14 protein-coding genes are annotated in these 22,427 nt (G+C 73.5%); 4 read left to right on the forward strand and 10 right to left on the reverse strand.

Annotation, left to right across the window (positions count from 1 at the left end; all coding sequences use genetic code 11):
- Positions 1-2: 2 nt before the first annotated feature.
- Both ACZ45Q_RS03635 and ACZ45Q_RS03640 read left to right on the forward strand, forming a co-directional pair.
- Positions 3-4,943, forward strand: a complete 4,941-nt coding sequence (locus ACZ45Q_RS03635) for an NAD-glutamate dehydrogenase (RefSeq protein WP_468254388.1) — start codon at positions 3-5, stop codon at positions 4,941-4,943.
- Positions 4,944-5,065: 122 nt separating this feature from the next.
- Entirely contained in the window at positions 5,066-6,547 is a 1,482-nt protein-coding gene (locus ACZ45Q_RS03640; RefSeq protein ID WP_468254390.1) for a hypothetical protein, read from the forward strand.
- Here ACZ45Q_RS03640 and ACZ45Q_RS03645 read toward each other — a convergent pair.
- From ACZ45Q_RS03645 to ACZ45Q_RS03660, 4 genes are all read right to left on the reverse strand, one after another.
- Positions 6,544-8,217: a glycosyltransferase family 2 protein gene (locus tag ACZ45Q_RS03645; RefSeq protein ID WP_468254391.1), complete on the reverse strand. Its 1,674-nt coding sequence runs from the start codon at positions 8,215-8,217 to the stop codon at positions 6,544-6,546. The two genes, ACZ45Q_RS03640 and ACZ45Q_RS03645, sit on opposite strands and share 4 nt — an antisense overlap.
- Complete coding sequence (locus ACZ45Q_RS03650; protein WP_468254394.1) at positions 8,214-10,418, reverse strand: CDP-glycerol glycerophosphotransferase family protein; 2,205 nt, start codon at positions 10,416-10,418, stop codon at positions 8,214-8,216. The genes ACZ45Q_RS03645 and ACZ45Q_RS03650 overlap by 4 nt, the downstream gene beginning before the upstream one ends.
- A gap of 91 nt (positions 10,419-10,509) precedes the next feature.
- The gene (locus ACZ45Q_RS03655) at positions 10,510-11,451 is read right to left on the reverse strand and encodes an ABC transporter ATP-binding protein (protein WP_468254396.1); all 942 of its coding nucleotides are present in this window, start codon (positions 11,449-11,451) and stop codon (positions 10,510-10,512) included.
- Entirely contained in the window at positions 11,444-12,379 is a 936-nt protein-coding gene (locus ACZ45Q_RS03660; protein ID WP_468254397.1) for an ABC transporter permease, read from the reverse strand. The genes ACZ45Q_RS03655 and ACZ45Q_RS03660 overlap by 8 nt, the downstream gene beginning before the upstream one ends.
- Positions 12,380-12,653: 274 nt before the next feature.
- Between ACZ45Q_RS03660 and ACZ45Q_RS03665 the strand changes: the two genes are divergently transcribed.
- Positions 12,654-13,280, forward strand: a complete 627-nt coding sequence (locus tag ACZ45Q_RS03665; protein ID WP_468254399.1) for a TetR/AcrR family transcriptional regulator — start codon at positions 12,654-12,656, stop codon at positions 13,278-13,280.
- A 114-nt stretch (positions 13,281-13,394) separates the two neighbouring features.
- Here ACZ45Q_RS03665 and galE read toward each other — a convergent pair whose 3' ends face one another.
- From galE to ACZ45Q_RS03680, 3 genes are all read right to left on the reverse strand, one after another.
- Positions 13,395-14,375, reverse strand: coding sequence for a UDP-glucose 4-epimerase GalE (galE, locus tag ACZ45Q_RS03670; protein WP_468254402.1), 981 nt, complete (start codon positions 14,373-14,375; stop codon positions 13,395-13,397).
- Between the two features lie 43 nt (positions 14,376-14,418).
- A complete protein-coding gene (locus ACZ45Q_RS03675) occupies positions 14,419-16,032 on the reverse strand; it encodes a glycosyltransferase family 2 protein (protein ID WP_468254404.1) in 1,614 nt (537 codons plus the stop codon).
- A gap of 140 nt (positions 16,033-16,172) precedes the next feature.
- Positions 16,173-16,685: a MarR family winged helix-turn-helix transcriptional regulator gene (locus ACZ45Q_RS03680; protein WP_468254406.1), complete on the reverse strand. Its 513-nt coding sequence runs from the start codon at positions 16,683-16,685 to the stop codon at positions 16,173-16,175.
- A 131-nt stretch (positions 16,686-16,816) separates the two neighbouring features.
- On the opposite strand from ACZ45Q_RS03680, the gene ACZ45Q_RS03685 reads away from it, so the two are divergent.
- Entirely contained in the window at positions 16,817-17,230 is a 414-nt protein-coding gene (locus tag ACZ45Q_RS03685) for an organic hydroperoxide resistance protein (RefSeq protein WP_468254408.1), read from the forward strand.
- A gap of 47 nt (positions 17,231-17,277) precedes the next feature.
- Here the strand turns inward: ACZ45Q_RS03685 and ACZ45Q_RS03690 are convergent, their stop codons facing one another.
- The 3 genes from ACZ45Q_RS03690 to ACZ45Q_RS03700 all read right to left on the reverse strand — a co-directional run bounded on the left by ACZ45Q_RS03690 (position 17,278) and on the right by ACZ45Q_RS03700 (position 22,422).
- Positions 17,278-18,852 carry a hypothetical protein gene (locus ACZ45Q_RS03690; protein WP_468254411.1) on the reverse strand — a complete coding sequence of 525 codons (1,575 nt, stop codon included), beginning with the start codon at positions 18,850-18,852 and terminating at the stop codon, positions 17,278-17,280.
- 73 nt (positions 18,853-18,925) lie between these two features.
- Positions 18,926-20,200 (reverse strand): hypothetical protein, encoded by a 1,275-nt coding sequence (locus ACZ45Q_RS03695; RefSeq protein WP_468254413.1) that lies wholly within the window; start codon positions 20,198-20,200, stop codon positions 18,926-18,928.
- Entirely contained in the window at positions 20,197-22,422 is a 2,226-nt protein-coding gene (locus ACZ45Q_RS03700) for a bifunctional glycosyltransferase/CDP-glycerol:glycerophosphate glycerophosphotransferase (protein ID WP_468254415.1), read from the reverse strand. The genes ACZ45Q_RS03695 and ACZ45Q_RS03700 overlap by 4 nt, the downstream gene beginning before the upstream one ends.
- Positions 22,423-22,427 lie beyond the last annotated feature (5 nt).

The raw sequence follows: 22,427 nt of genomic DNA on the forward strand, positions 1-22,427 counted from the left end.
CAATGCAGACCAAGCTGGACGAAGCAAAGGCCGAGCTGCTCGAAAGGGCTGCCCGGGTAGCTGAGAACAGCCCGGTCGGGGGGCACCTCTCGACCGGGACGGCGGACGAGGCCGCTCCGGACACCCCGGACCGCGAGTCCGTGCTCGCGTTCCTCCAGCGCTACTACCGGCACACCGCTCCGGAGGACCTCACCGACCGGGACCCGGTCGACGTCTTCGGGGCCGCCGTCTCGCACTACCGACTGGCCGAGAACCGCCCCCAGGGCACGGCCAACGTGCGCGTGCACACCCCGACGGTGGAGGAGAACGGCTGGACGTGCAGCCACTCCGTCGTGGAGGTGGTCACGGACGACATGCCCTTCCTCGTCGACTCCGTGACCAACGAGCTGACCCGGCAGGGACGCGGCATCCACGTCGTGATCCACCCGCAGTTCGTGGTGCGCCGCGACGTCACCGGCAAGCTGATCGAGGTGCTCGCCACCCCGCCCGCCGGCGACCTGCCGCACGACGCGCACGTGGAGTCGTGGATCCACGTCGAGATCGACCGGGAGACCGACCGCGCCGACCTCAAGCAGATCACCGCCGATCTGCTGCGCGTCCTGTCCGACGTCCGCGAGGCCGTCGAGGACTGGGGCAAGATGCGGGACGCCGCCGTCCGCCTGGCCGACGGCCTGCCCGACGAGCCCGCCCCCGACGACCTGAACGGGCAGGAAGTGGAGGAGGCCCGCGAGCTGCTGCGCTGGCTGGCCGACGACCACTTCACCTTCCTCGGCTACCGCGAGTACCAGCTGCGCGGCGACGACTCCCTCGCCGCCGTCGCCGGCACCGGCCTGGGCATCCTGCGCTCCGACCCGCAGCACCACGCGGCCGACGACCACCCGGTCAGCCCGTCCTTCGAGCGGCTGCCCGCCGACGCCCGCGCCAAGGCGCGCGAGCACAAGCTGCTGGTGCTGACCAAGGCCAACAGCCGGGCGACGGTGCACCGGCCGTCGTACCTGGACTACATCGGCGTGAAGAAGTTCGACGCCGACGGCAACGTCGTCGGTGAGCGGCGCTTCCTCGGCCTGTTCTCCTCCGCCGCCTACACCGAGTCCGTCCGCCGGGTCCCCGTCATCCGGCGCAAGGTCGCCGAGGTGCTGGAGCGGGCCGGATTCTCGCCCAACAGCCACGACGGCCGGGACCTGCTCCAGATCCTCGAGACCTACCCGCGCGACGAACTGTTCCAGACGCCGGTCGGTGAACTCCAGTCCATCGTCACCTCCGTGCTCTACCTCCAGGAGCGCCGCCGCCTCAGGCTCTACCTGCGCCAGGACGAGTACGGCCGCTACTACTCCGCCCTCGTCTACCTCCCCCGGGACCGCTACACCACCGGTGTCCGGCTGCGGATCATCGACATCCTCAAGGAGGAACTCGGCGGCGTCAGCGTCGACTTCACCGCCTGGAACACCGAGTCGATCCTCTCCCGGCTGCACTTCGTCGTCCGCGTGCCGCCGGGCACCGAGCTGCCGCACCTGTCCGACCTGGACAAGGAGCGCATCGAGGCCCGTCTCGTCGAGGCCGCCCGCTCCTGGGCCGACGGGTTCGCGGAGGCGCTGCACGCCGAGTTCGGCGAGGAGCACACCGCGGAGCTGCTGCGCCGCTACGGCAGCGCCTTCCCCGAGGGCTACAAGGCCGACCACGGCCCCCGTTCCGCCGTCGCCGACCTGGGCCACCTGGAACGCCTCGACGCCGACCGGACGTTCGCGCTCAGCCTGTACGAGCCGGTCGGGGCCGCGCCCGAGGAGCGCCGCTTCAAGATCTACCAGAAGGGCGGCTCGGTCTCCCTCTCGCAGGTCCTGCCGGTGCTCAGCCGGCTCGGCGTGGAGGTCACCGACGAGCGGCCCTACGAGCTGAAGTGCTCGGACCGCAGCACGGCCTGGATCTACGACTTCGGCCTGCGCATGCCCAAGGCCACGGCCGGCGCCGCCGACTACCTCGGCGACGACGCCCGCGAGCGCTTCCAGGACGCCTTCGCCGCGACCTGGACCGGCCAGGCGGAGAACGACGGCTTCAACGCCCTCGTGCTCAGCGCCGGGCTGACCTGGCGGCAGGCGATGGTGCTGCGGGCGTACGCCAAGTATCTGCGGCAGGCGGGCTCCACGTTCAGCCAGGACTACATGGAGGACACCCTCCGCAACAACGTCCACACCACCCGGCTGCTGGTCTCGCTGTTCGAGGCGCGGCTGTCCCCGGACCGCCAGCGCGCCGGGCACGAGATCGTCGACGCCCTCCTCGAGGAGCTCGAGGCGGCCCTCGACCAGGTGGCGTCGCTCGACGAGGACCGCATCCTGCGCTCGTTCCTCACCGTCATCAAGGCGACCCTGCGCACCAACTTCTTCCAGGAGGCGGCCGGCGGCAGGCCGCACGAGTACGTCTCCATGAAGTTCGACCCGCAGGCCATCCCGGACCTGCCCGCGCCGCGCCCGGCGTTCGAGATCTGGGTGTACTCCCCGCGGGTGGAGGGCGTGCACCTGCGCTTCGGCAAGGTCGCGCGCGGCGGTCTGCGCTGGTCCGACCGGCGCGAGGACTTCCGCACCGAGATCCTCGGCCTGGTCAAGGCGCAGATGGTGAAGAACACCGTCATCGTCCCGGTCGGCGCCAAGGGCGGCTTCGTCGCCAAGCAGCTCCCGGACCCGAGCGTCGACCGCGACGCGTGGATGGCCGAGGGCATCGCCAGCTACAAGACGTTCATCTCGGCGCTGCTGGACATCACCGACAACATGGTGGCCGGCGAGGTCGTGCCCCCGGCCGACGTGGTCCGGCACGACGAGGACGACACCTACCTGGTCGTCGCCGCCGACAAGGGCACCGCGACGTTCTCGGACATCGCCAACGAGGTCGCCGAGAGCTACAACTTCTGGCTCGGCGACGCCTTCGCCTCCGGCGGCTCGGCCGGCTACGACCACAAGGGCATGGGCATCACCGCCCGCGGCGCCTGGGAGTCCGTCAAGCGGCACTTCCGGGAACTGGGCGTGGACACCCAGAGCGAGGACTTCACGGTCGTCGGCATCGGCGACATGTCCGGTGACGTGTTCGGCAACGGCATGCTGCTCAGCGAGCACATCCGCCTGGTCGCGGCCTTCGACCACCGGCACATCTTCCTCGACCCGACCCCCGACGCGGCCGTCTCCTACGCCGAGCGGCGCCGCCTGTTCGAGCTGCCCCGCAGCTCCTGGGAGGACTACGACACCGGGCTGCTGTCGCCCGGCGGCGGGATCTTCCCGCGCACGGCCAAGGCGATCCCGGTCAACGCCCACGTCCGCGAGGCCCTCGGCATCGAGGAGAAGGTCACCAAGATGACCCCCGCGGACCTGATGCGGGCGATCCTCAAGGCGCCGGTCGACCTGCTGTGGAACGGCGGCATCGGCACGTACGTCAAGGCCTCCACCGAGTCGCACGCCGACGTCGGCGACAAGGCCAACGACGCCATCCGCGTCGACGGCGCCGACCTGCGCGTGCGGGTGGTCGGCGAGGGCGGCAACCTGGGCCTGACCCAGCTCGGCCGGATCGAGTTCGCGCTGCACGGCGGACGGATCAACACCGACGCCATCGACAACAGCGCGGGCGTGGACACCTCCGACCACGAGGTGAACATCAAGATCCTGCTCAACGGGCTGGTCGCGGACGGCGACATGACGGTCAAGCAGCGCAACAAGCTGCTCGCCGAGATGACCGACGAGGTCGGCCGGCTGGTGCTGCGCAACAACTACGCGCAGAACACGGCCATCGCCAACGCGCTCGCCCAGTCCAGCGACATGCTCCACGCCCAGCAGCGCTTCATGAAGCACCTGGTGCGCGAGGGCCATCTGAACCGGGCGCTGGAGTTCCTGCCCACCGACCGCCAGATCCGCGAGCGGCTGTCCGCCGGGCACGGCCTGACCGGCCCGGAGACGGCGGTGCTGCTGGCGTACACGAAGATCACGGTCGCCGAGGAGCTGCTGCACACCTCGCTGCCCGACGATCCGTACCTCAAGGGCCTGCTGCACGCCTACTTCCCGACGGCGCTGCGCGAGCAGTTCCTCGACCGCATCGAGAGCCACCCGCTGCGCCGTGAGATCACCACGACGGTGCTGGTCAACGACACGGTCAACACGGGCGGTACGACGTATCTGCACCGGCTGCGCGAGGAGACCGGCGCGTCGCTGGAGGAGATCGTGCGGGCGCAGACCGCGGCCCGCGCCATCTTCCGGTCCTCGCCGGTGTGGGACGCGGTGGAGGCGCTGGACAACAAGGTCGACGCCGCCGTGCAGACCCGGATCCGGCTGCACTCGCGCCGACTGGTCGAGCGCGGCACGCGCTGGCTGCTCAACAACCGGCCGCAGCCGCTCCAGCTCGCCGAGACGGTCGACTTCTTCGCCGAGCGGGTCGAGCAGGTCTGGTCCCAGCTGCCCAAGCTGCTGCGCGGCGCGGACGCGGAGTGGTACCAGAAGATCTACGACGAGCTGTCCGCGGCCGGTGTACCGGACGACGTGGCCACGCGGGTGGCCGGGTTCTCCTCCGCCTTCCCGACGCTCGACATCGTGTCGGTGGCCGACCGCATGGGCAAGGAGCCGCTGGAGGTCGCCGAGGTCTACTACGACCTCGCCGACCGGCTGTCCATCACCCAGCTGATGGACCGCATCAGCGACCTGCCCCGCACCGACCGCTGGAAGTCGATGGCCCGCGCGGCGATCCGCGAGGACCTGTACGCGGCGCACGCGGCCCTCACGGCGGACGTCCTGGCGGCGGGCAACGGCTCGGCGACTCCGCAGGAGCGGTTCACGGTCTGGGAGCAGAAGAACGCGGCGATCCTGGGCCGGGCCCGCACCACGCTGGAGGAGATCCAGGGCTCGGAGGCGTTCGACCTGGCGAACCTGTCGGTGGCGATGCGGACGATGCGCACCCTGCTGCGGACGCACTCGTGACGCGGTGAGCGCGGACGCCGCGGTGACGCGGTGAGTGCGAGGGCGCCCCGGCCGGTGACGGTCCGGGGCGCCTTACTGTTCGGGCACCTCACTATTCGGACAATCGCGGATAAGTTGGGTGGGTGACTGAGCGTCTCCCCCGACTGGCCGCCGCACTGGTCCTCCTCCTGCTGCTCCTGGTCGTCGTCCGGCTCCCGTGGGCAGGTGACCTCGGGCTGCACGCGGCGACCGTCGACCGGCTGCGGCACAGCCTCACCGACCCCGGCAACCCGCTGGTCGACGCGGACACCCCGAGCCCCTACTACTCGCCGTGGATGGTCCTGCTGGGCCTGCTGGCGCGGATCGGCGACCCGTCGGTCTTCGTCGTCCTGCGGATCGGCGCGCTGGTCGCCCTCGGTGTCCTGGTGACGGGGGTGTGGGCCTACGTCCGCACGCTGAGCGCCCACCGGGCCGCGCCCCCGTCGGCCCTGCTGTGCCTGCTGCTGCTGTGGGGGACCACGCCCATGGCCTGGAGCGGCTTCCTCGGCCTGAACTCCCTTGCGCTGACGGTGGCGTACCCGAGCGTGCTCGCGCTCGGGCTCGCCTTCCACCTCTGGGCGTGGCTGACCCGGGCGCTGCGCGCGGCGGAGCCGGCCGGGTGGGGGACGTGGGCGGGGCTCGGGGTGCTGTGGGCGGTGGTTCTGCTGTGCCACCAGTTCTCCGGGGTCGTCGCCTCGCTGGGCGCCCTCGCCGTGGTTCTCGCGACGCGCGGCGGACGCCGGCGGGTGGTGTGGGCGCGGCTCGCGGCCGGGGCGGTGCTCGGTGTGGTGGTGCTGTGGGCGTGGCCGTACTACGACTTCTTCGCGCTGCTCGGTGCCGGGGACGGGCTGGAGGGGGTGCACCGGCCGCTGTACCGGGACCTGGCCGGGCGGTACTGGCTGGTGCTGGTGGGGCTGGCGGCGCTGGTGCCGCGGTGGCGGCGGGACCGGTGGGACGTGCTGGTGCTGTTCTGTGCGCTGGGGGCGCTGGTCGTCGTGGCGGGCGGGGTGACCGGGCACTGGTCATGGGGCCGGGCGCTGCCCGCCGCGCTGATCCCGGCGCAGCTCGCGGCGGCGCTGGAGGTGGCCGGGGCGGGGCGGCGGGCGGTGCGGGCCGGGTGGGCGGCTGTGCTCGCCGGGGCGCTGGCCGTGGGGGCGTGGGCGCAGGCGGGGACGGTGGGGTACGTGGTCGACCGGGGGGTGCTGCCGGCGGCGGTGGCGGAGAAGTACCGGCGGCCGTGGGCGGGCTACCACTGGATCACTCCGTGGGTGGGGTACGGGGACGTGGTCATGGCGCGGGTGCCGATGCCGTCGCGGCAGATCCCGGCGTACGGGGCGTACACCGTGGCGCCGGGGTATCCCGACTTCTTCCTCGCGGACGAGGGGGCGCGGAGGGAGGCGGTGCGGCGGTTCTTCGCGGAGGGGACTGCCGAGAGCGTGCGGCGGGGCGTTCTCCGGGAGTACGGGGTGCGGTGGGTGGTGGACCGGGGGCCGGGGCTGCGGGGGACGGAGGGGGTGCGGGCCGTGGCGCGGGGGCCGGACGGGCAGGTGCTGTACGAGGTGATGCCTGCCGTGCGGGCCGGCTAGCGCAGCACACCGGCCGCCAGGCGGGCCGCCCGCCGCACTCCTGGCCGGGCCAGGCGTCGTGCCAGCGGCCTGGTCAGCCGCGCGGTCGTCCCCACCGGCTGCCAGCGGATCTGGAGACGGCCCGGGTTGTGGCCCTCCGGTTCCACCGTCACCTGGTGGGGGGCGGTGCCCGCGCGGTAGGGGACGCGGGCGGTGAGGGACGGGAAGGACAGGGGGGCCAGCAGGACGCCCGAGTGGGACTGGGACTGGTGGCGCAGGCGGAGCACCGGGTGGCGTACGCCGTCGAAGCCGTGGAACGGCAGCCGGGCCGCCGTCAGGTCCAGGCGGACGCGGCCCTCGAAGACGCCGGGGCGGACCGGGGACAGGCGGAAGGGCACCGCCATCCGGTGCCGGCCGGGGCTCAGCAGCAGCGTGGCGCGTTGCGGGCCGACCGGGAGCCGCAGCGCCGGGTCGTAGGTGCGGACGGTCAGGTCCACCGAGGCACCGTGGGCCCGGGACACGGAGGTGATCTCGTGCCGGAACTGCGCCGCGAAGAACGGGCGGGTGTCCAGCCCCAGGTCCGTGACGTCCAGCTCGCGGCGGGCCTCCTCTGACGCCGGGACCTCCTCGCCCCAGTACGTCCGCCCCGTCTCCGCCTCGGCCGTCACCCGGCGCGGCGCGACCCCGTGGCCCAGGCCGCGGGCCGCGGTCCGGGCGTCGGACAGCCGCCGGTCGCGCACCAGTTGGAGGACGACCCGCTCGGCGCGCGGCAGCCGGGCGTAGGCGCCGGGGGAGAGCGTGCCGAGGTAGGGGGTGACGATGTCCGCGAAACCGGCCAGCCACTCCTCGTCGCGGTAGGGCAGATCACCGGCGTACATGCGGAAGTCGTGCTTGAGGAACTTGAAGTCCTTGTCCTCCCGCAGCCCCTCGTGCCCGCTCTCGGCGAGGAAGGCGTCGATGAGCCGCTGGACGTGGACGCGGTCGCGGACGTTGGACAGCCTGTCGCGCTGGTTGGATATGGAGGCGCTGCCGGCCGCGGCGTAGGGGGCCACGTACCAGTGGTAGACCGGGTCGGGGACGATCGTGAACGTCTTGGCCAGGCAGTACGCCTGCGCCGTGAAGAGCTGGTCCTCGTAGTGGATGCCCTCGGGGAAGCGCAGGTCGTGCCGGTCGAGGAAGGCGCGGGCGTACATCTTGCTCGTCGACAGGTGCTCGAAGAACAGCCGCGGATCGGCCTCGACGCCGTCCAGCGTGCGGCGCTCCGCGACCAGGTGCGGCATCCAGGTCGAGCGGCGGCCGTTGTCCACCCGGATCCGCCGCACCGCGCCCATCGCGAAGTCGAGGTCGCGTTCGCGGTGGGCGGCGAGCAGCGACTCGACAGCGCGTTCGGGGAGTTCGTCGTCGCTGTCGAGGAACATCAGGTACGGCGCCGTGGCGATCTCCAGAGCACGGTTGCGCGGGGCGCTGCACCCGCCGCTGTTCTCCTCCAGCCGCAGGTGGACGATCCGGGGGTCCTCGGCCGCCAGCCGGCGCGCCACCCGGGGGGTGTCGTCCGTGGAGTGGTCGTCGCTGATGATGATCTCGATGTTCGCGTGCGTCTGGCGGCGGACCGAGTCGACGGCGCGCGGGAGGCGTTCGGCGTCGTTGTAGACGATGACCGTGACGGTGACGTCGGGCGTGCCGGTGGTCATGCGCAGGCCTCCTCGGGACTCGGGGCCGGGGTGCGTTCCTCCAGCGGCAGCACCGGCGGCAGGGACCGCTCGTCCTGGCCCAGGAAGACCCGGCGTACGACGCGCTCGGCGGCGCGTCCGTCGTCGTACTCGCAGAACCGGCGCCGGAAGGCGGCCCGTGCCTTCGTCGCGCGCTCGTCCCGCCAGGCGTCCGTGGTGAGGATCTCCGTCAGCTCCTCCTGGGTGCGGGCCACCGGGCCCGGAGCCTCGGCCATGAGGTCGAAGTAGACGCCGCGGGTGGTGCGGTACGTCTCCCAGTCGTCGGCGTGGATCACGATCGGGCGGTCGAGGTTGGCGTAGTCGAACATGATCGACGAGTAGTCGGTGACCAGCGCGTCGGCCGCCAGGCAGAGTTCCTCCACGGGGTCGTAGGCGGAGACGTCCACGATCCGGCCGGTGCGGCGCAGGCCGGTCAGCGGGGAGGCGGCGCCCTCGTAGAAGTAGTGGCCGCGCACCAGCAGGACCGTTTCCTCGCCGAGCCGGTCGGCCAGCGCGGCCAGGTCCAGGCGCGGCGTCCAGCCGGCCTCGTAGTCGCGGTGCGTCGGCGCGTACAGCACGGCCCGGCGGCCGGGCGCGATGCCGAGGCGCTCGCGGACCGCGCGCACCTCGGGCGCACCGGCCGTGTAGTAGACGTCGTTGCGCGGATAGCCGTGGTCCAGGGAGACCCAGCGGGAGGGGTACGCGCGCTGCCACATGCGCGTGGAGTGGCTGTTGGCGGAGACGCTGAAGTCCCACTTGTCGACGCGTTCCAGCAGCGCGGCGAAGTCCAGGCCGCGGGCGGCGGCGGGGTAGGGCATCTGGTCCAGGCCCATGCGTTTGAGCGGGGTGCCGTGGTGGGTCTGGAGGTGGATGGCGCCGGGGCGTTTGACCACGGCGTTGGGGAAGTTGACGTTGTTGACCAGGTACCTGGCGCGGGCCAGCACCTCCCAGTAGCGGCGGGTGCCGGGGACGACGTGGTCGGTGCCGGGCGGCAGCAGGGACGCGTTCTCGGCGCCCACCACCCACACCGGGCGGATGTGCGGGGCGAGTTCGCCGAGCTTGGCGGCGATCGCGGCCGGATTGCACGCCACGCCGCGGTTCCAGTACGCGGAGAAGACCGCCAGCTCCGGGTCGGCCGGCCCGGCGAGCGCCCTGCGGTACTGGAGGTCGCGCAGCCGGGTGCCGGCCTGGTGCCTGGTCCGCCTCAGGGTCCTGCGGAGGGTGCGGCGCGTGCGGTTGGCCGTCTGGAAGGCGCGGTACCGGGTGTAGGCGCCGTCCTCCAGCAGCGACCGGCGCACGCCCTCCAGGCCGCCGGGGCGCCGGTGGGCGTCCGGCCGGTGGCGGACGGCGGCCAGCGAGGCACGGCGGAAGAACTCCCGGGCGACGGGTTCGGGCATCGGGGCGCGGACGAACGTGCGCAGGCAGTCGCGGACCATGAGGTCGTACAGGACGGACCGCGCGGCCGGCCGGTCGTGGGCCAGGCCGAGCAGCATCTCGTAGCGGTCGATCAGGGCGTGGTGCTGTTCGGGGGCGGTCGGCGGGAGGCTCTCGGCGCGCAGCCGGCGGTCCTCGTACGCCGGGTGCGGCAGGCAGGCGAGGCGGTCGGCGAGCAGGAGGGCGGACTGGGCGGCGAAGGCCTCGTCGTCGGTGGTCAGGCGGCGTTCGTGCGCCCGCCAGAAGCCGGCGCGTATCACGCGGTTGCCGAGCAGCGGGGTCACCCGCAGCAGGCGCGCCATGTCGTCCAGGGCGAGGTCGGCGCCGCCCGCGCGGGCGAGCAGCGGGCCGTCCGGGGAGGGCAGGGCCGAGGCGCGCCAGGTGCTGCGGACGTGGTCGACGAGGAGGACGTCCACCGTGTCCGGGAGGGCGGCGGTGTGCTCGGCGAGGGTGTGCGGGGCGCCCGGGGGCAGTCCGTCCTTGGCGCGGACGAAGTGCAGCCAGCGGCCGGAGGCGTGCGCCGCCCCCGCCGTACGGGCCGCCGCGTCGCCGGCGCCCTCCGGCAGGGGCAGCACCCGGAAGTCCGGTGCGTGCCGCTCGGCCGTCTCCCGGGCCCAGTCGCCGACCGCGGCGACGATCACCTCGGTGCCGGGGAGGGGATGGGCGGCCAGGGAGTCGAGGAGGGAGGTGAGGTGGTCCTGCGCGTTGGGTCCGTGGACGACGACGCTGAGTTCGGGTGTCTCGGACATCGCGGTGGACTCCTCACCTCATCGCACCGGGCCGTGGCCTGTCCGGCCATAGTGGCACCGATCGGGCGAAAGGGTTAACCGCGGCTGCGCCTCACGAGGGAAGGGTGACGTCGGGGCGGGGCGCGGCCGGGGGCGAGGCGGGCGTGGTCTCCTGGTCCGCGCTCGGCGTGGGCTGGGGCGCCGGCTTCGGTTCGGGCTTGGGTCTGGGCTTGGGCTTGGGCTTCGGTGCCCGGTCGGGGCCGCCCGTGAAGGCCTCGTACTCCTTGAGGACCTCCTCCGTCGGCCCGTCCATGCGCAGTTCGCCGCGCTCCAGCCACAGCACGCGGTCGCAGGTGTCGCGGATGGACTTGTTGCTGTGGCTCACCAGGAACACCGTGCCCGCGTGCTTGCGCAGCTCGCGGATGCGGGCCTCGGAGCGCTTCTGGAAGGACCGGTCGCCGGTGGCCAGCGCCTCGTCGATGAGGAGGACGTCGTGGTCCTTGGCGGCGGCGATGGAGAACCGCAGCCGGGCGGCCATGCCGGAGGAGTACGTGCGCATCGGCAGGGTGATGAAGTCGCCCTTGTCGTTGATGCCGGAGAAGTCGACGATCTCCTGGTAGCGCGTCTTGACCTGCTCCCGGGACATGCCCATGGCCAGACCGCCGAGGTGCACGTTGCGCTCGCCGGTGAGGTCGTTCATCAGGGCCGCGTTGACGCCGAGCAGGGAGGGCTGGCCGTCGGTGTAGATCCGGCCGTTCTCCACCGGCAGCAGTCCCGCGACCGCCTTGAGCAGGGTCGACTTCCCGGAGCCGTTGGTGCCGATCAGTCCGATCGCCTCCCCCCGGTACGCGACGAAGGACACGTTCTTCACCGCGTGCACCCGGCGCACGCCCGCCGCCTTCTCGGCCTTCCCGCGGCGCAGCATGCGGTGGAGCGCCGCGGTCGCCGAGCCGCGTCCCGCGCCGGTGCCGTTGACCCGGTAGACGATGTCGACACCGTCGGCGATGACGGTGGGGGGCCGCTCGCCGGTCTTCCCGTATCCGTTGTCAGCCACGGCCGTAGGTCTCCTCAGCCTTCCAGAAGTAGATGAACCCGCCGACGCCGGCGAGCAGCGCCCAGCCCCCCGCGAGCAGCCACACGTGGTCGGGGAGCCGGCTCGCGTCGAAGCTGTCGATCAGGGCGAAGCGCATCAGGTCGATGTAGACGGCGGCGGGGTTGGCCTGGAGGACCGGGGCCACCCAGGACGGCAGGCCGCTGTGCGCGCCCGCCATGTGGGGGATGCTGTACATCACGCCCGAGGCGTACATCCACGTGCGCAGCAGGAACGGCATCAGCTGGGACAGGTCGGGGATCTTGGACCCCAGGCGGGCCAGGACCATCGACGCGCCCGCGTTGAAGAGGAACTGGAGCACCAGGGCCGGGATCGCCAGCACCCAGGACGCGGCGGGCGGCACGCCGAAGGCGAGCAGGATGACCACCAGCGCGCCCATGGAGAACAGCAGCTGCTGGAGCTGCTGGAGGCAGAAGGAGACGGGCAGCGCGGCGCGCGGGAAGTGCAGGGCGCGGACCAGGCCGAGGTTGCCGGATATGGCCCGGGTGCCCGCCATGAGCGAGCTCTGCGTGAACGTCCACACGAACACGCCCGTGACCAGGAACGGGACGTAGTCCGCGACGCCCCGGCTGGTCTGCATCAGCACGCCGAAGATCAGGTAGTACACCGCCGCGTTGAGCAGCGGGGTCATCACCTGCCAGACCTGGCCCAGCTTCGCCTGGCTGTACTGGGCGGTGAGCTTGGCGGTGGCGAAGGCGCCGATGAAGTGGCGGCGCGCCCACAGGCGGCGGACGTACCGGGGCAGCGAGGGGCGGGCGCCGCTGACCGAGAGGCCGTGCCGGGCGGCGAGCGCGGCGAGGTCCTCGCGGGCCGGTGCCGCGGGCTGCGGCGGGGCGGGAGTGGGGGGCGGTGTGTGGAGTACCTGGCTCACATCCGCTGCTTTCGGCTCGGGGGGTGGGCGAGGGGCGGGGCGACGGGCGGCGGGGCGGGGGGTGCACGGCGCCTGCGCCGGGACGGCACCGTGACGTCGCGACGTGGGCGTGGGCTCGCGGCATGCGTCGGGACGGGACCGTATCGTCGCATCGCGAGCGCAGACCCGACCCACGTCGGGACGGCACCGTATCGTCGCAACGTGAGCGTAGATCCCATGTACGTCGGGACGCAACCGTTTCGTCGTAACGCCACCGCCCCTATGCTTGGGCCGCATGACGACGAACGCCGACGCTTCCCAGCCGCGCCCGCGGCGCCGGGCCCCCGCCGGAGCGGCCGTGCTCCGGCAGGACGTGACGGAGGCCATCCGGGCGGCCGTCTTCGAGGAACTCGCGGCCGTCGGCTATGCGCGGATGTCCATCGAGGGGATCGCCCGCCGTGCCGGCGTGGGCAAGACGGCGGTGTACCGGCGCTGGCGCTCCAAGCTGCACCTGGTGCTCGACATCGTCTCGGCGCTGGCGGTGCGGGGCCTGCCCACGCCGGACACGGGCGCGCTGGAGAGCGACCTGCGGCTGCTGTACGAGGTGACGGCGCGCGCCCTGCGCCATCCGGTGGCCTCGCAGATCATCCCCGACCTCCAGGCGGAGGCGGCCCGCAACCCGGACATCGCCGAGGCCCTGCGGAAGGCGCTGCGGGAGGGGCAGGAGGGCGTCGCCAGCAAGATCCTGGCGGCGGCGGAGCAGCGCGGGGAGCTCCGCTCCGGGTTCGACGACGAACTGGCCCTGGATCTGATCTCGGGTCCGCTCTACTGGCGTTCGGTGGTGATCCGCGGCGGGGGGCTGCCGCCCGGCTATCTGGACCTGCTGACGCGGGCGACGGCGGCGGCGCTGAAGGCGCTGTGACGCGGGGGCGCCCTTGAGGAAGGCAGTCGGTTGTTCTTCGGGTGGCGACAGGCGGGGGCTGGTCGCGCAGTTCCCCGAGCCCCTGGGGCGTCACCCGGAGCCGGGTCGGCCGGGTCAGCCCCGGGGAGCCTCCGGGTGCAGGCGGACCCAGCCCGCCCACGCCGACGTGATCATGTCCTGGACGTCGTACTTGGCCTTCCAGTCCAGCTCGGTGGCGGCGCGGTCGGACGAGGCCACCACGCGGGCCGGGTCGCCGGGGCGGCGCACCGTGACCGTCGGGGGGCGGTCGTAGCCGGTGACGGCGTTGATGAGGTCGATCATCTCGCGGACGGAGACGCCCTCGCCCCGGCCGATGTTGAGGGTGAGGTCCCGGCCCGGGGACGCCTGGAGCGCGCGGGCCGCCGCCACATGGGCCTCGGCCAGGTCCACCACGTGGATGTAGTCCCGCACGCAGGTGCCGTCCGGGGTCGGGTAGTCGTCGCCGAAGATCCGCGGGGCCTGGCCCTCGGTGAGCTTCTCGAAGACCATCGGGATCAGGTTGAAGACGCCGGTGTCGGCGAGCTCGGGGGCGGCCGCGCCGGCCACGTTGAAGTAGCGCAGGGACGCCGTGGACAGGCCCGTCGCCCGGCCCGTGGCCCGGACCAGCCACTCGCCCGCGAGCTTGGTCTCGCCGTAGGGCGACATGGGCGCGCAGGGGGTCTCCTCCGTGACCAGGTCCACGTCGGTCATGCCGTAGACCGCCGCCGAGGACGAGAAGACGAAGGACGGCACCTCCGCGTCCGTCACCGCCTCCAGCAGCACGCGCAGCCCTTCGACGTTCTCCCGGTAGTAGTGCAGCGGCAGGTCCACCGACTCGCCGACCTGCTTCTTCGCCGCGAGGTGGACGACGCCGACGACGTCGTGGTCGGCGAGGGCCCGGCGGACCCGCTCGCCGTCCAGGATCGAGCCCACGACCAGCGGCACGCCGTCGGGCACCCGCTCGGCGATCCCGCTGGACAGGTCGTCGTAGACCACCGCCCGCTCGCCCGCCTCGGTCATCGCCCGTACGACATGCGCTCCGATGTAGCCGGCGCCGCCGGTGATCAGCCAGGTCATGTGCGGCCGTCCCCTCGTTCCGTTGCCCCTCAGTGGTCGCCTCTCAGTGAAGCAGGCGCCGGGCCCTGCCGCGCACCACGCCCGCGATCCCGCGTGGGCCGGACGCCGTCCGCAGGGCCAGTGCGCCGGAGTGCGTGGCGTACGGCTGGACCAGGAGCAGGCCGCGCCGGGCGCTCGGCACGGCGCGACGGCGCAGCAGTCCCGGCCCGCCGCGCGCGTGCGCCGTCACCTCACAACACGCGCCGTCCCGGAAGCGGACGCGCAGGTACAGGTCCCAGGTGCTCGCGCCGGGCGCCGCCAGCGCGGCCAGGTCCACCGGCGCCGCCGCCCACCAGCCGTCCGGCGCCGGCACGAGAGGCACCGTGCGGCACGCGGCCGTGTGCCCGTCGTCCCGGTGACGCCACTCCACCTCCGCCTCCAGCGGGCCCGCCTCCGCGACGCGCCCGTACAGCTCGTGCAGGCGCAGCCGCAGCAGGGTGCCGCGCGCGCGGGGGCGCAGTTCCGCGTCGACGGCCAGCGGCAGCTCGCCCACCGGAACGGCCAGCAGGGCTTCCAGGGACACCTCGGGCAGGTCGTCCGACCAGACCGGTGTGCCGTCGGCGTCGCGTGCGTAGGGCGGGAGCAGCCGGGCCGGGCGGGCCGCCAGGTCCCGCAGGCGCGGCAGGTCGCGCGGCTCCGGGCAGGCCAGCACGACCTGCCCGAGCAGGCTGCCCGGGGCGGCCGGTGAGCGCGCCCAGTCCGCCGCGTCGTACTCCGCGAGGCACTCCCGGGTCCGTGCCCACCAGGTGCGCCGGTAGCGCGTGTCCCGCAGACCCAGCTCGTGCAGGTACAGGCGCAGCTCGTGGTCGAGGAACCGGGCGCGCGCCGCCCGCGCCAGCTCCTTCTGCCCGGCGGCGAGCAGGATGTCGTGGGCCGTGCGGCACGCGTGCGTGCGTGCCCGCCAGTTGCCGAGGCCGCCGCGGTCCAGCGAGATGGACAGCCGCTCGGCGGACCGGCGCACGTGCCACAGGTAGACCCGGTCCGGGACGAGGGCGACGCGCGGACCGGCGGCCAGGACGCGCGCGGCGAAGACGATGTCCTCGTAGGGGAAGCGGCCGTCGGGGAAGCGGATGGCGTGTTCCCGCAGGAAGTCGGTGCGGTAGAGCTTGTTGACGCACAGGGCGTCGTGCACGAGGCGGGGGCACTGCGCGGGATGGTCGACGACGGTGCGCGTCCCGTAGAGCGCCGGCTGCCACGGCACCTCGCGTCCCGACGGCAGCTCCCGGCGCACGCACAGCCCGCTCGCGACCTCCGCGCGCCCCGTGGTCGCCGCTGTGAGCAGCGCCTCCACCCCGCCGGGGGCCAGGACGTCGTCGCTGTCCAGGAACATCACGTACGGCGTCGTGACCGCGTCCAGCCCGGTGTTGCGCGGAGTGCCGCAGCCGCCGCTGTTGGCCGTGCGGCGGATCACCGTCAGGCGGGGTTCCGCCTCGGCCATGCGGGCGAGCAGCTCGGCGCTGCCGTCGGTCGAGCCGTCGTCCACGGCGACGACCTGCCGGACGGCGGTGCCCTGCGCCAGCGCGGAGCGCACGGCGTCCGCCACGTGGGCCGCGTCCTGGTACCCGATGACGACCACGCCGACCGGGGCGCGCGGATTGACTCGGGGTGTACGTCTCATCGCAAGGATCGTAAGCCGTACGAAAGTCATATGGATGCCCGTAATCGGACATCCGGCGTAGGCCCCGGTCCCCGGTCTCCGGCCCGTGGCCCGCCCCCGGTCTCCGGAGTCCCGCCCTCGGGCTCGGGTCCCCGCGGCGGCTACTGCCGGTCGGCCGGCGCGGGACGCGGTCCGGTCGGGGTCGCTGCGTCCAGGATTGCCGTGTCCAGGACTGCCGTGTCCAGGGCGGTCGTGAGCCGGTCGAGGCGGGAGCGCAGGTCCTCGATCTCGTCGAGGCCGAACCCGGTCGCGGCGGCGATCCGGCGCGGCACCTCCAGTGCCCGCTCGCGCAGCGCGACCCCCTCCTCGGTGGGCCGCACCCGCACCGACCGCTCGTCGCGGGCGCTGCGCTCCCGGCGCACCAGGCCCGCCGCCTCCAGTCGTTTGAGCAGTGGCGACAGCGTGCCGGAGTCGAGCCGCAGCTGTTCGCCGAGCCGCTTGACCGGCAGTTCGCCGTGCTCCCACAGCACCAGCATCACCAAGTACTGCGGGTAGGTGAGCCCGAGGTCCTTCAGGAGTACCCGGTAGACGCCGCCGAAGGCGCGGGAGGCGGCGTTCAGGGAGAAGCAGATCTGCCGGTCGAGGCGGAGCCAGTCGGCTGCGGGCGTGGTCATGCCTCCAGGGTAGTCGATGCGCCCAACTTGGTTGTGCGCAATTTAATTGTGTGCTCTACTCAGGGGGGTCAGGCAGTCACCAGGCCGCTCCGGACGACCGGACCGGCCCCGTTCCCTCACGGAGGGCCTCCATGAACGCGCTCTACACCGCCGTCGCCACCGCCACCCACGGGCGCGAGGGCCGTGCCGTCAGCTCCGACGGCACCCTCGACCTCCAGCTCGGCATCCCGGCGGAGATGGGCGGCAACGGTCGGGGCACCAACCCGGAGCAGCTGTTCGCCGCCGGTTACTCCGCCTGTTTCGCCAGCGCCCTCGGCCTCGTCGGCCGGCAGGCGAAGGTCGACGTCGCCGACGCCGCGGTGACCGCCGAGGTCGGCATCGGCAAGCAGGGCGAGGGCTTCGGGCTCGCCGTCACCCTCCGGGTCGAGCTGCCCGAGGGTGTGGACGAGGCGACCGGCCGCAAGCTGGTCGAGCAGGCCCACCAGGTGTGCCCGTACTCCAACGCCACCCGCGGCAACATCCCCGTCGACCTCGTCATCGAGTAGGCGTCCCGGGCGACGTCGTCATGGAGCAGGCGCCGCGGGCGGCCTCGTCATCGAGCAGGCGTCCCGGGTGCGCCCACCCGGGCCAGCACCTCGCCGGTCCGCTCGCTCCAGGCCACCACCACCGCCTCCTCGGGCACCGGCTGCCAGCGCGTCAGCAGCAGCCAGCGCACGTCGTAGCGGCGTACGATGGCGGCGCGCTCGGCGCGGGTCGAGCCGGGCGCGAGATACGCCTCGACGTCGGCCACGCGCCGCCGCCGCTCCCGCTCGTCCAGGGACGGGTCCGGCCAGGCGGGCGCGGCCAGATCGGGGCCGTACCCGGCGATCGCGTGGACGGCGTAGTACCCGTCGGTGATGACCGCCTCGCCGGGGGCGATGTGGCGCGCCGCCCAGGCGTACGTCGGCCAGTGGGGCGGCTGCTCGAAACCGACCGGGTCCAGGGCGCGCGGCACCACGGCCCCCGCGTGCACGGTGAGGAAGCCCAGACAGGCGCCCGCGGCCGCCGCCCCGCCCAGCAGCCGCCGCCACGGCCGCCAGGGGCGGGGCGCCGCCAGCTCCACCGCCAGCGCGAACTGAAGCGGCACCAGGGTGAGCCCGAGGATCCGGCCGTAGGTGTAGTGGCCGCTGACCCAGCCGTACGCCACCACCAGGCAGTCCAGGGCGAACAGCAGCACCAGTGGGTCCCGGGCCGAGCGCCGCCCGCGCAGCCACAGCGCCGGCAGCCCGAGCAGCGCCAGCCAGAACTGCCCCGGCAGATTCAGGTACAGCACCCGGTGCATGCCGTCGACGCTGTCGTCCCCGGCCAGGGCGAACACGTCGAAGTACGGCCAGGCCGCGGCCGTTACCCCCGCCACCGAGGCGGTCAGCGCCCAGCGTCCGGCGACCGCCCCGCGCCACCCGCGCTGCGTGCCGGCGACGAACGCCACCGCGCCCAGCGCCGCCGCCACCGACGTGATGGGGTGCACCAGCAGGATCAGCCCGTACAGCACGCCGAGTCCGGCGTAGCCCGCGAAGCCGCGCAGGCCGCTCGGCCCGACGTAGCGCACCCGGCGCACGTCCCGGGCCCGCTCCGCGGTCAGCGCCCACGCCCAGAACGTCAGCCCGATCGCGAACGCCGACGGGTAGCCGAGGTTGCCGGTCATCGACATCAGCCCGAGGTAGCCGCTCCACCACGCCCGCTCGGTGCCCCACAGCAGCGTCATCGCCGCCAGCGCCAGGACCGGCGCCCACGGCCGGGGCGTCAGCACCCGCACCAGGCGCCCGATGCCGGTCAGCAGGACCAGCAGGTTCAGCGGCCCGGCGAGCCGCACCACCTCCCAGCCGCCCAGTCCCGTCAGCCGGGCGAACACGCCCTGCGCCAGCGCGTACGGCGAGTAGTAGGCGCTGCCCGCGCCCGGCAGGTCGGCCATCGGGTGGCGGGGATGGAGGAGGTCGGCCTTGAGGCGCTCGACGACGGCCGCGTGCTGCCCGGCGTCGCAGCACAGCGGCACCGCCCAGTACGCCAGCGTCATCACCAGCCAGAACAGCAGACCGACGACCTGGTACGGCGTGGGACGCCACCCACGGCCGCCGCGCAGCGCCGTCGCGCCGCGCACGGTCCGCCGGTCGAGGACTCCGGCGCTCACAGATTTGTCGGAAAGAAGTACTTTCGGGGCATTTGCCGTATGTTCCCGGGCGGATCAACGGCATGACGTCAGATCACCTGATCGAGTGATAATCGACGTGCCCCTGCGCCGGCAGCGCCACCCGGCCGGCGCGGACCACCGGCTCCAGCAGCAGCGGCAGCCCCACCACCGGCAGCAGCCACGCCAGCACGATCAGCCGCTCGCCCCAGATGTTGATGTCCGGGTGACCGGCCTGGGTGAGGAACCCGGTGAACGCCGCCGCGGCCAGGAAGCCGCCGAACGCCGGGCGGCGCAGCGCGCCCCAGGCCCCGGCGGCCAGCGCGGCCACGAACAGCGGCTCCCACAGCTGCCGGCGCAGCCACTCCAGCCAGAAGTTGCCCTGCAACTGCACGAACTCCCGCCACGGCCGCTCCCGGTCCGGCCGGGAGAAGTGGCCGGTGAGCAGGTCCTGCACGCTGTCCGTCATCGTCGGGTAGTGCAGCAGCCGCGCCATCAGCAGCGTGCCGGCCGCCGCCGCCAGCCCCACCCCCGCCACCGCCAGGACGCCCCGGCCCGCCGGCCGCCCCCGTCGGCGCCGCCGCACGGCGAGCGCCGCGCCCGCGAGCGCCATACAGCCGCCGAGGAACAGCGACTGGGAGTGCTTGACCGTGAACAGCAGCACCAGCGAACCGGCCACCAGCCCGACCCCGGCCCGCACCCGCCGACCCTCGAGCACCAGCGCGCAGCCCCACACCGCCGCCAGCGTCAGCGCCATCATCAGACCCTCGGTCATCGGACGCATGGCGGTCGTCCCGCACGGCAGGACGTAGTACAGCGCCTGCCCGGTCAGCGCGAGCGGCACCGGCACCGACAGGGTGCGCAGGACCAGGAAGGCCAGCACCCCGCCCGCCGCGGCGATGACCACGCTCGCCGCCCACACCCCCCACGTCACCCCGAGCACGGTGACGAACGGCACCAGGAACACCGGGTAGCCGGGCCGCACCTCGAAGATGCGCTGGAAGCGCTCCGGCATGAACGGCACCGTGTGCCCGGCGGTCTGCCCGGCCGCGAGCCGGGTGTCGACCAGCCGCCACTGCTCCCGGTGGCACTCGCTCATCACCCGGTCGGTGGGGTCGGCCCGGTGGAAGTGCACCACGTCCACGCTCTGGTTCCGGCGCGCCGTCGACGCGCCGCTGAGGCAGAAGTGGTCGATGGTGGCCGCCGCGGCCTCCCGCTTGGTCTCACCGGTCAGGCTCAGCGCGTACGACAGGTAGTTCTTGGTGTCGGGGGTGTCCCGTCCGGTGACGTTCGCCAGCTGGAGCACGGCGAACACCGCGGCCAGCACCAGTACCCAGCGGCGCGGGCTCATGACGAGGCCAGCGCGTCGCGGCCGGCGGGGGCGACGGAACGGGCGCCCGGGACCGTCGCGGACGGCGCGGGCATCTCCTCGCCCAGCATCAGCGTGCGCACCACCCGCTCGGCCGCCCGCCCGTCGTCGAACTCGCAGAACCGCTCCCGGAAGGCCGCCCGCAGCCGCGCCGCCTCCTCGTCCCGCCACGCCCCCGACGTGAACAGCCACGCCAGCTCCCGGTAGGACCGGGCCACATGGCCCGGCGCCTCGGCGGTGATGTCGAAGTAGGCGCCGCGGCTGGCCGCGAACGCGCCCCAGTCGTCGGCGTGGACCACGATCGGCCGGTCCAGGTTGGCGTAGTCGAACATCAGGGCGGAGTAGTCGGTGACCAGCGCGTCCGCGGCGAGCATCACCTCCTCGACGTGCGGCTCGTCCGTGGCGTCGACCAGCACCCCGCGCCGGTGCAGCTCCGCCAGGCCCAGCCCGCGCGCGTGCCCGGCGGCCAGCGACGGATGCAGCCGGACCACCAGCGTGTGCCCCTCGCCGAGGTCCCGCGCGAGACGCGCCGGGTCGAACCGGTCGACGTGCCCGCCCCGGCGGTAGTCCCGGCGGGTCGGCGCGTACAGCACCACCGTGTGGTCCTCCGGGATGCCGTACCGGAACCGGAAGGCGGCACCGTCGTCCGCCGCCGCGGTGACCAGGGCGTCGTTGCGGGGGCTGCCGCTGCGCACCGAGGCGAAGTGGCAGGGGTAGGCCCGCTCCCAGACCAGCTCGGAGTGCCGGTTGGCGACCAGGCTGTAGTCCCAGCGGTCGGCGCGGCGCAGCATCGCCGGCACGTCCGTCTGGAAGCGGGCGCCGGGCTTGCCGAGCAGGTCGGCGCCCATGAACTTCAGCGGGGTGCCCTGGTGGGTGTGGATGTGCACGCTGCCCGGCCGCTTGGGCACGGCACCGGGCCAGTTGACGTTGTTGACGAAGAACGCGGCCCGCTCCGTCACCCGGCGGTAGGCGGCGCTGCCGAGGATCACGTGCTCGGTGTCCGGGGGCAGCGCCCGGGCCGTCTCCTCGTCCCGCACCACCCACACCCCGCGCAGCTCCGGGGCGATCTCCCGGGCCTTGCGGTAGATCGCCGCCGGGTCGCCGAGCACGCCCCGGTGCGAGAACGCCGAGTACACCGCGAGGCCCGGGTCCAGCGGTCGGCGGGCGTGCACCGCCGACCGGAGCCGGCCCAGCCGTCCGGCCGCCGCACCGCGCGCCTGCCGGGTCCGCCGCCCCAGCTCCCGCCCGGCCCGGCCCGCCTGGCGGCGGACCTGGTAGGCGGCGTAGCCCCGCTCCAGCACCCGCAGCTCCGGCGGGACCGCCGCCCCCTGCGGTTTGTGCGCGCGGAACATCTCCGCGGTGCGGCGGAAGAACTCGGCCTTGTCGGACGGGGGCAGCCGGTCGGGCTTGGCGAGGATGTCCAGGCAGTGCTCGCCCATCTTGGCGTGCAGGAAGGGGCGCCAGCCGGCCAGCTCCGGGCGGGCGTCGACGAAGGCGAAGACCCGCTCGTACTGCCGGTGGATGTCGAAGTGCTTGCGGCTGGTGGTGGACAGGATGCTGCCCTGCCGCCGCTGCCGGTAGTTCAGGCAGATCCGGTCCAGCACGGCGATCCGCCCGGCGCTGAGCAGCACCGGGAACGTCCACGGCGTGTCCTCGTAGTAGCCGGGCGGGAAGACGAAGCCCTCCCGCTCGACGAAGTCGCGCCGGTAGACCTTGTTCCACACCACCATCAGCAGATCGAGGATCTCCGGGTGCTCGGCGGCGGTGAACGTGCCCTCCCCGGCCTCGGTGAGCACCCGCGCCAGGACGTTGCGGCGGGTGCCGCCCCACCAGTAGGTCCGCGCGTAGTCGAAGACCAGCACGTCCGGGTCGTCCGCCTCCGCCAGCCGGTCGGCCATCGCCCGCAGCGCGCCCGGGGTGAGGGTGTCGTCGCTGTCCAGGAAGAACAGGTAGTCGCCGGTGGCGTGCGGCATCCCGGCGTTGCGGGCGCGGCCGAGGCCGGCGTTCTCCGGCAGGTGCAGCACGCGCACCCGGTCGTCGCGGGCGGCGTAGTCGTCGAGGATCGCGCCGCAGCCGTCCGGCGAGCAGTCGTCCACGGCGATCACCTCGATGTCGCGGTAGCACTGCCCGAGAACCGAGTCGAGGCATTCGGCGAGGAACCCCTGCACCTTGAAGCAGGGGACGATGACGCTGAAGCGGGGCACTTCCG

The sequence above is a fragment of the Streptomyces sp. NPDC031049 genome (assembly GCF_055571015.1).

Bases quoted from the DNA above. Each gene is read 5' to 3' on its own strand.
- ACZ45Q_RS03685 (WP_468254408.1), top strand. From the start codon at position 16,817: ATGAACGCGCTCTACACCGCCGTCGCCACCGCCACCCACGGGCGCGAG.
- galE (WP_468254402.1), bottom strand. From the start codon at position 14,375: ATGACCTGGCTGATCACCGGCGGCGCCGGCTACATCGGAGCGCATGTC.
- ACZ45Q_RS03645 (WP_468254391.1), bottom strand. From the start codon at position 8,217: ATGACCACCGGCACGCCCGACGTCACCGTCACGGTCATCGTCTACAAC.
- ACZ45Q_RS03650 (WP_468254394.1), bottom strand. From the start codon at position 10,418: ATGTCCGAGACACCCGAACTCAGCGTCGTCGTCCACGGACCCAACGCG.
- ACZ45Q_RS03665 (WP_468254399.1), top strand. From the start codon at position 12,654: ATGACGACGAACGCCGACGCTTCCCAGCCGCGCCCGCGGCGCCGGGCC.
- ACZ45Q_RS03695 (WP_468254413.1), bottom strand. From the start codon at position 20,200: ATGAGCCCGCGCCGCTGGGTACTGGTGCTGGCCGCGGTGTTCGCCGTG.
- ACZ45Q_RS03680 (WP_468254406.1), bottom strand. From the start codon at position 16,685: ATGACCACGCCCGCAGCCGACTGGCTCCGCCTCGACCGGCAGATCTGC.
- ACZ45Q_RS03635 (WP_468254388.1), top strand. From the start codon at position 3: ATGCAGACCAAGCTGGACGAAGCAAAGGCCGAGCTGCTCGAAAGGGCT.
- ACZ45Q_RS03675 (WP_468254404.1), bottom strand. From the start codon at position 16,032: ATGAGACGTACACCCCGAGTCAATCCGCGCGCCCCGGTCGGCGTGGTC.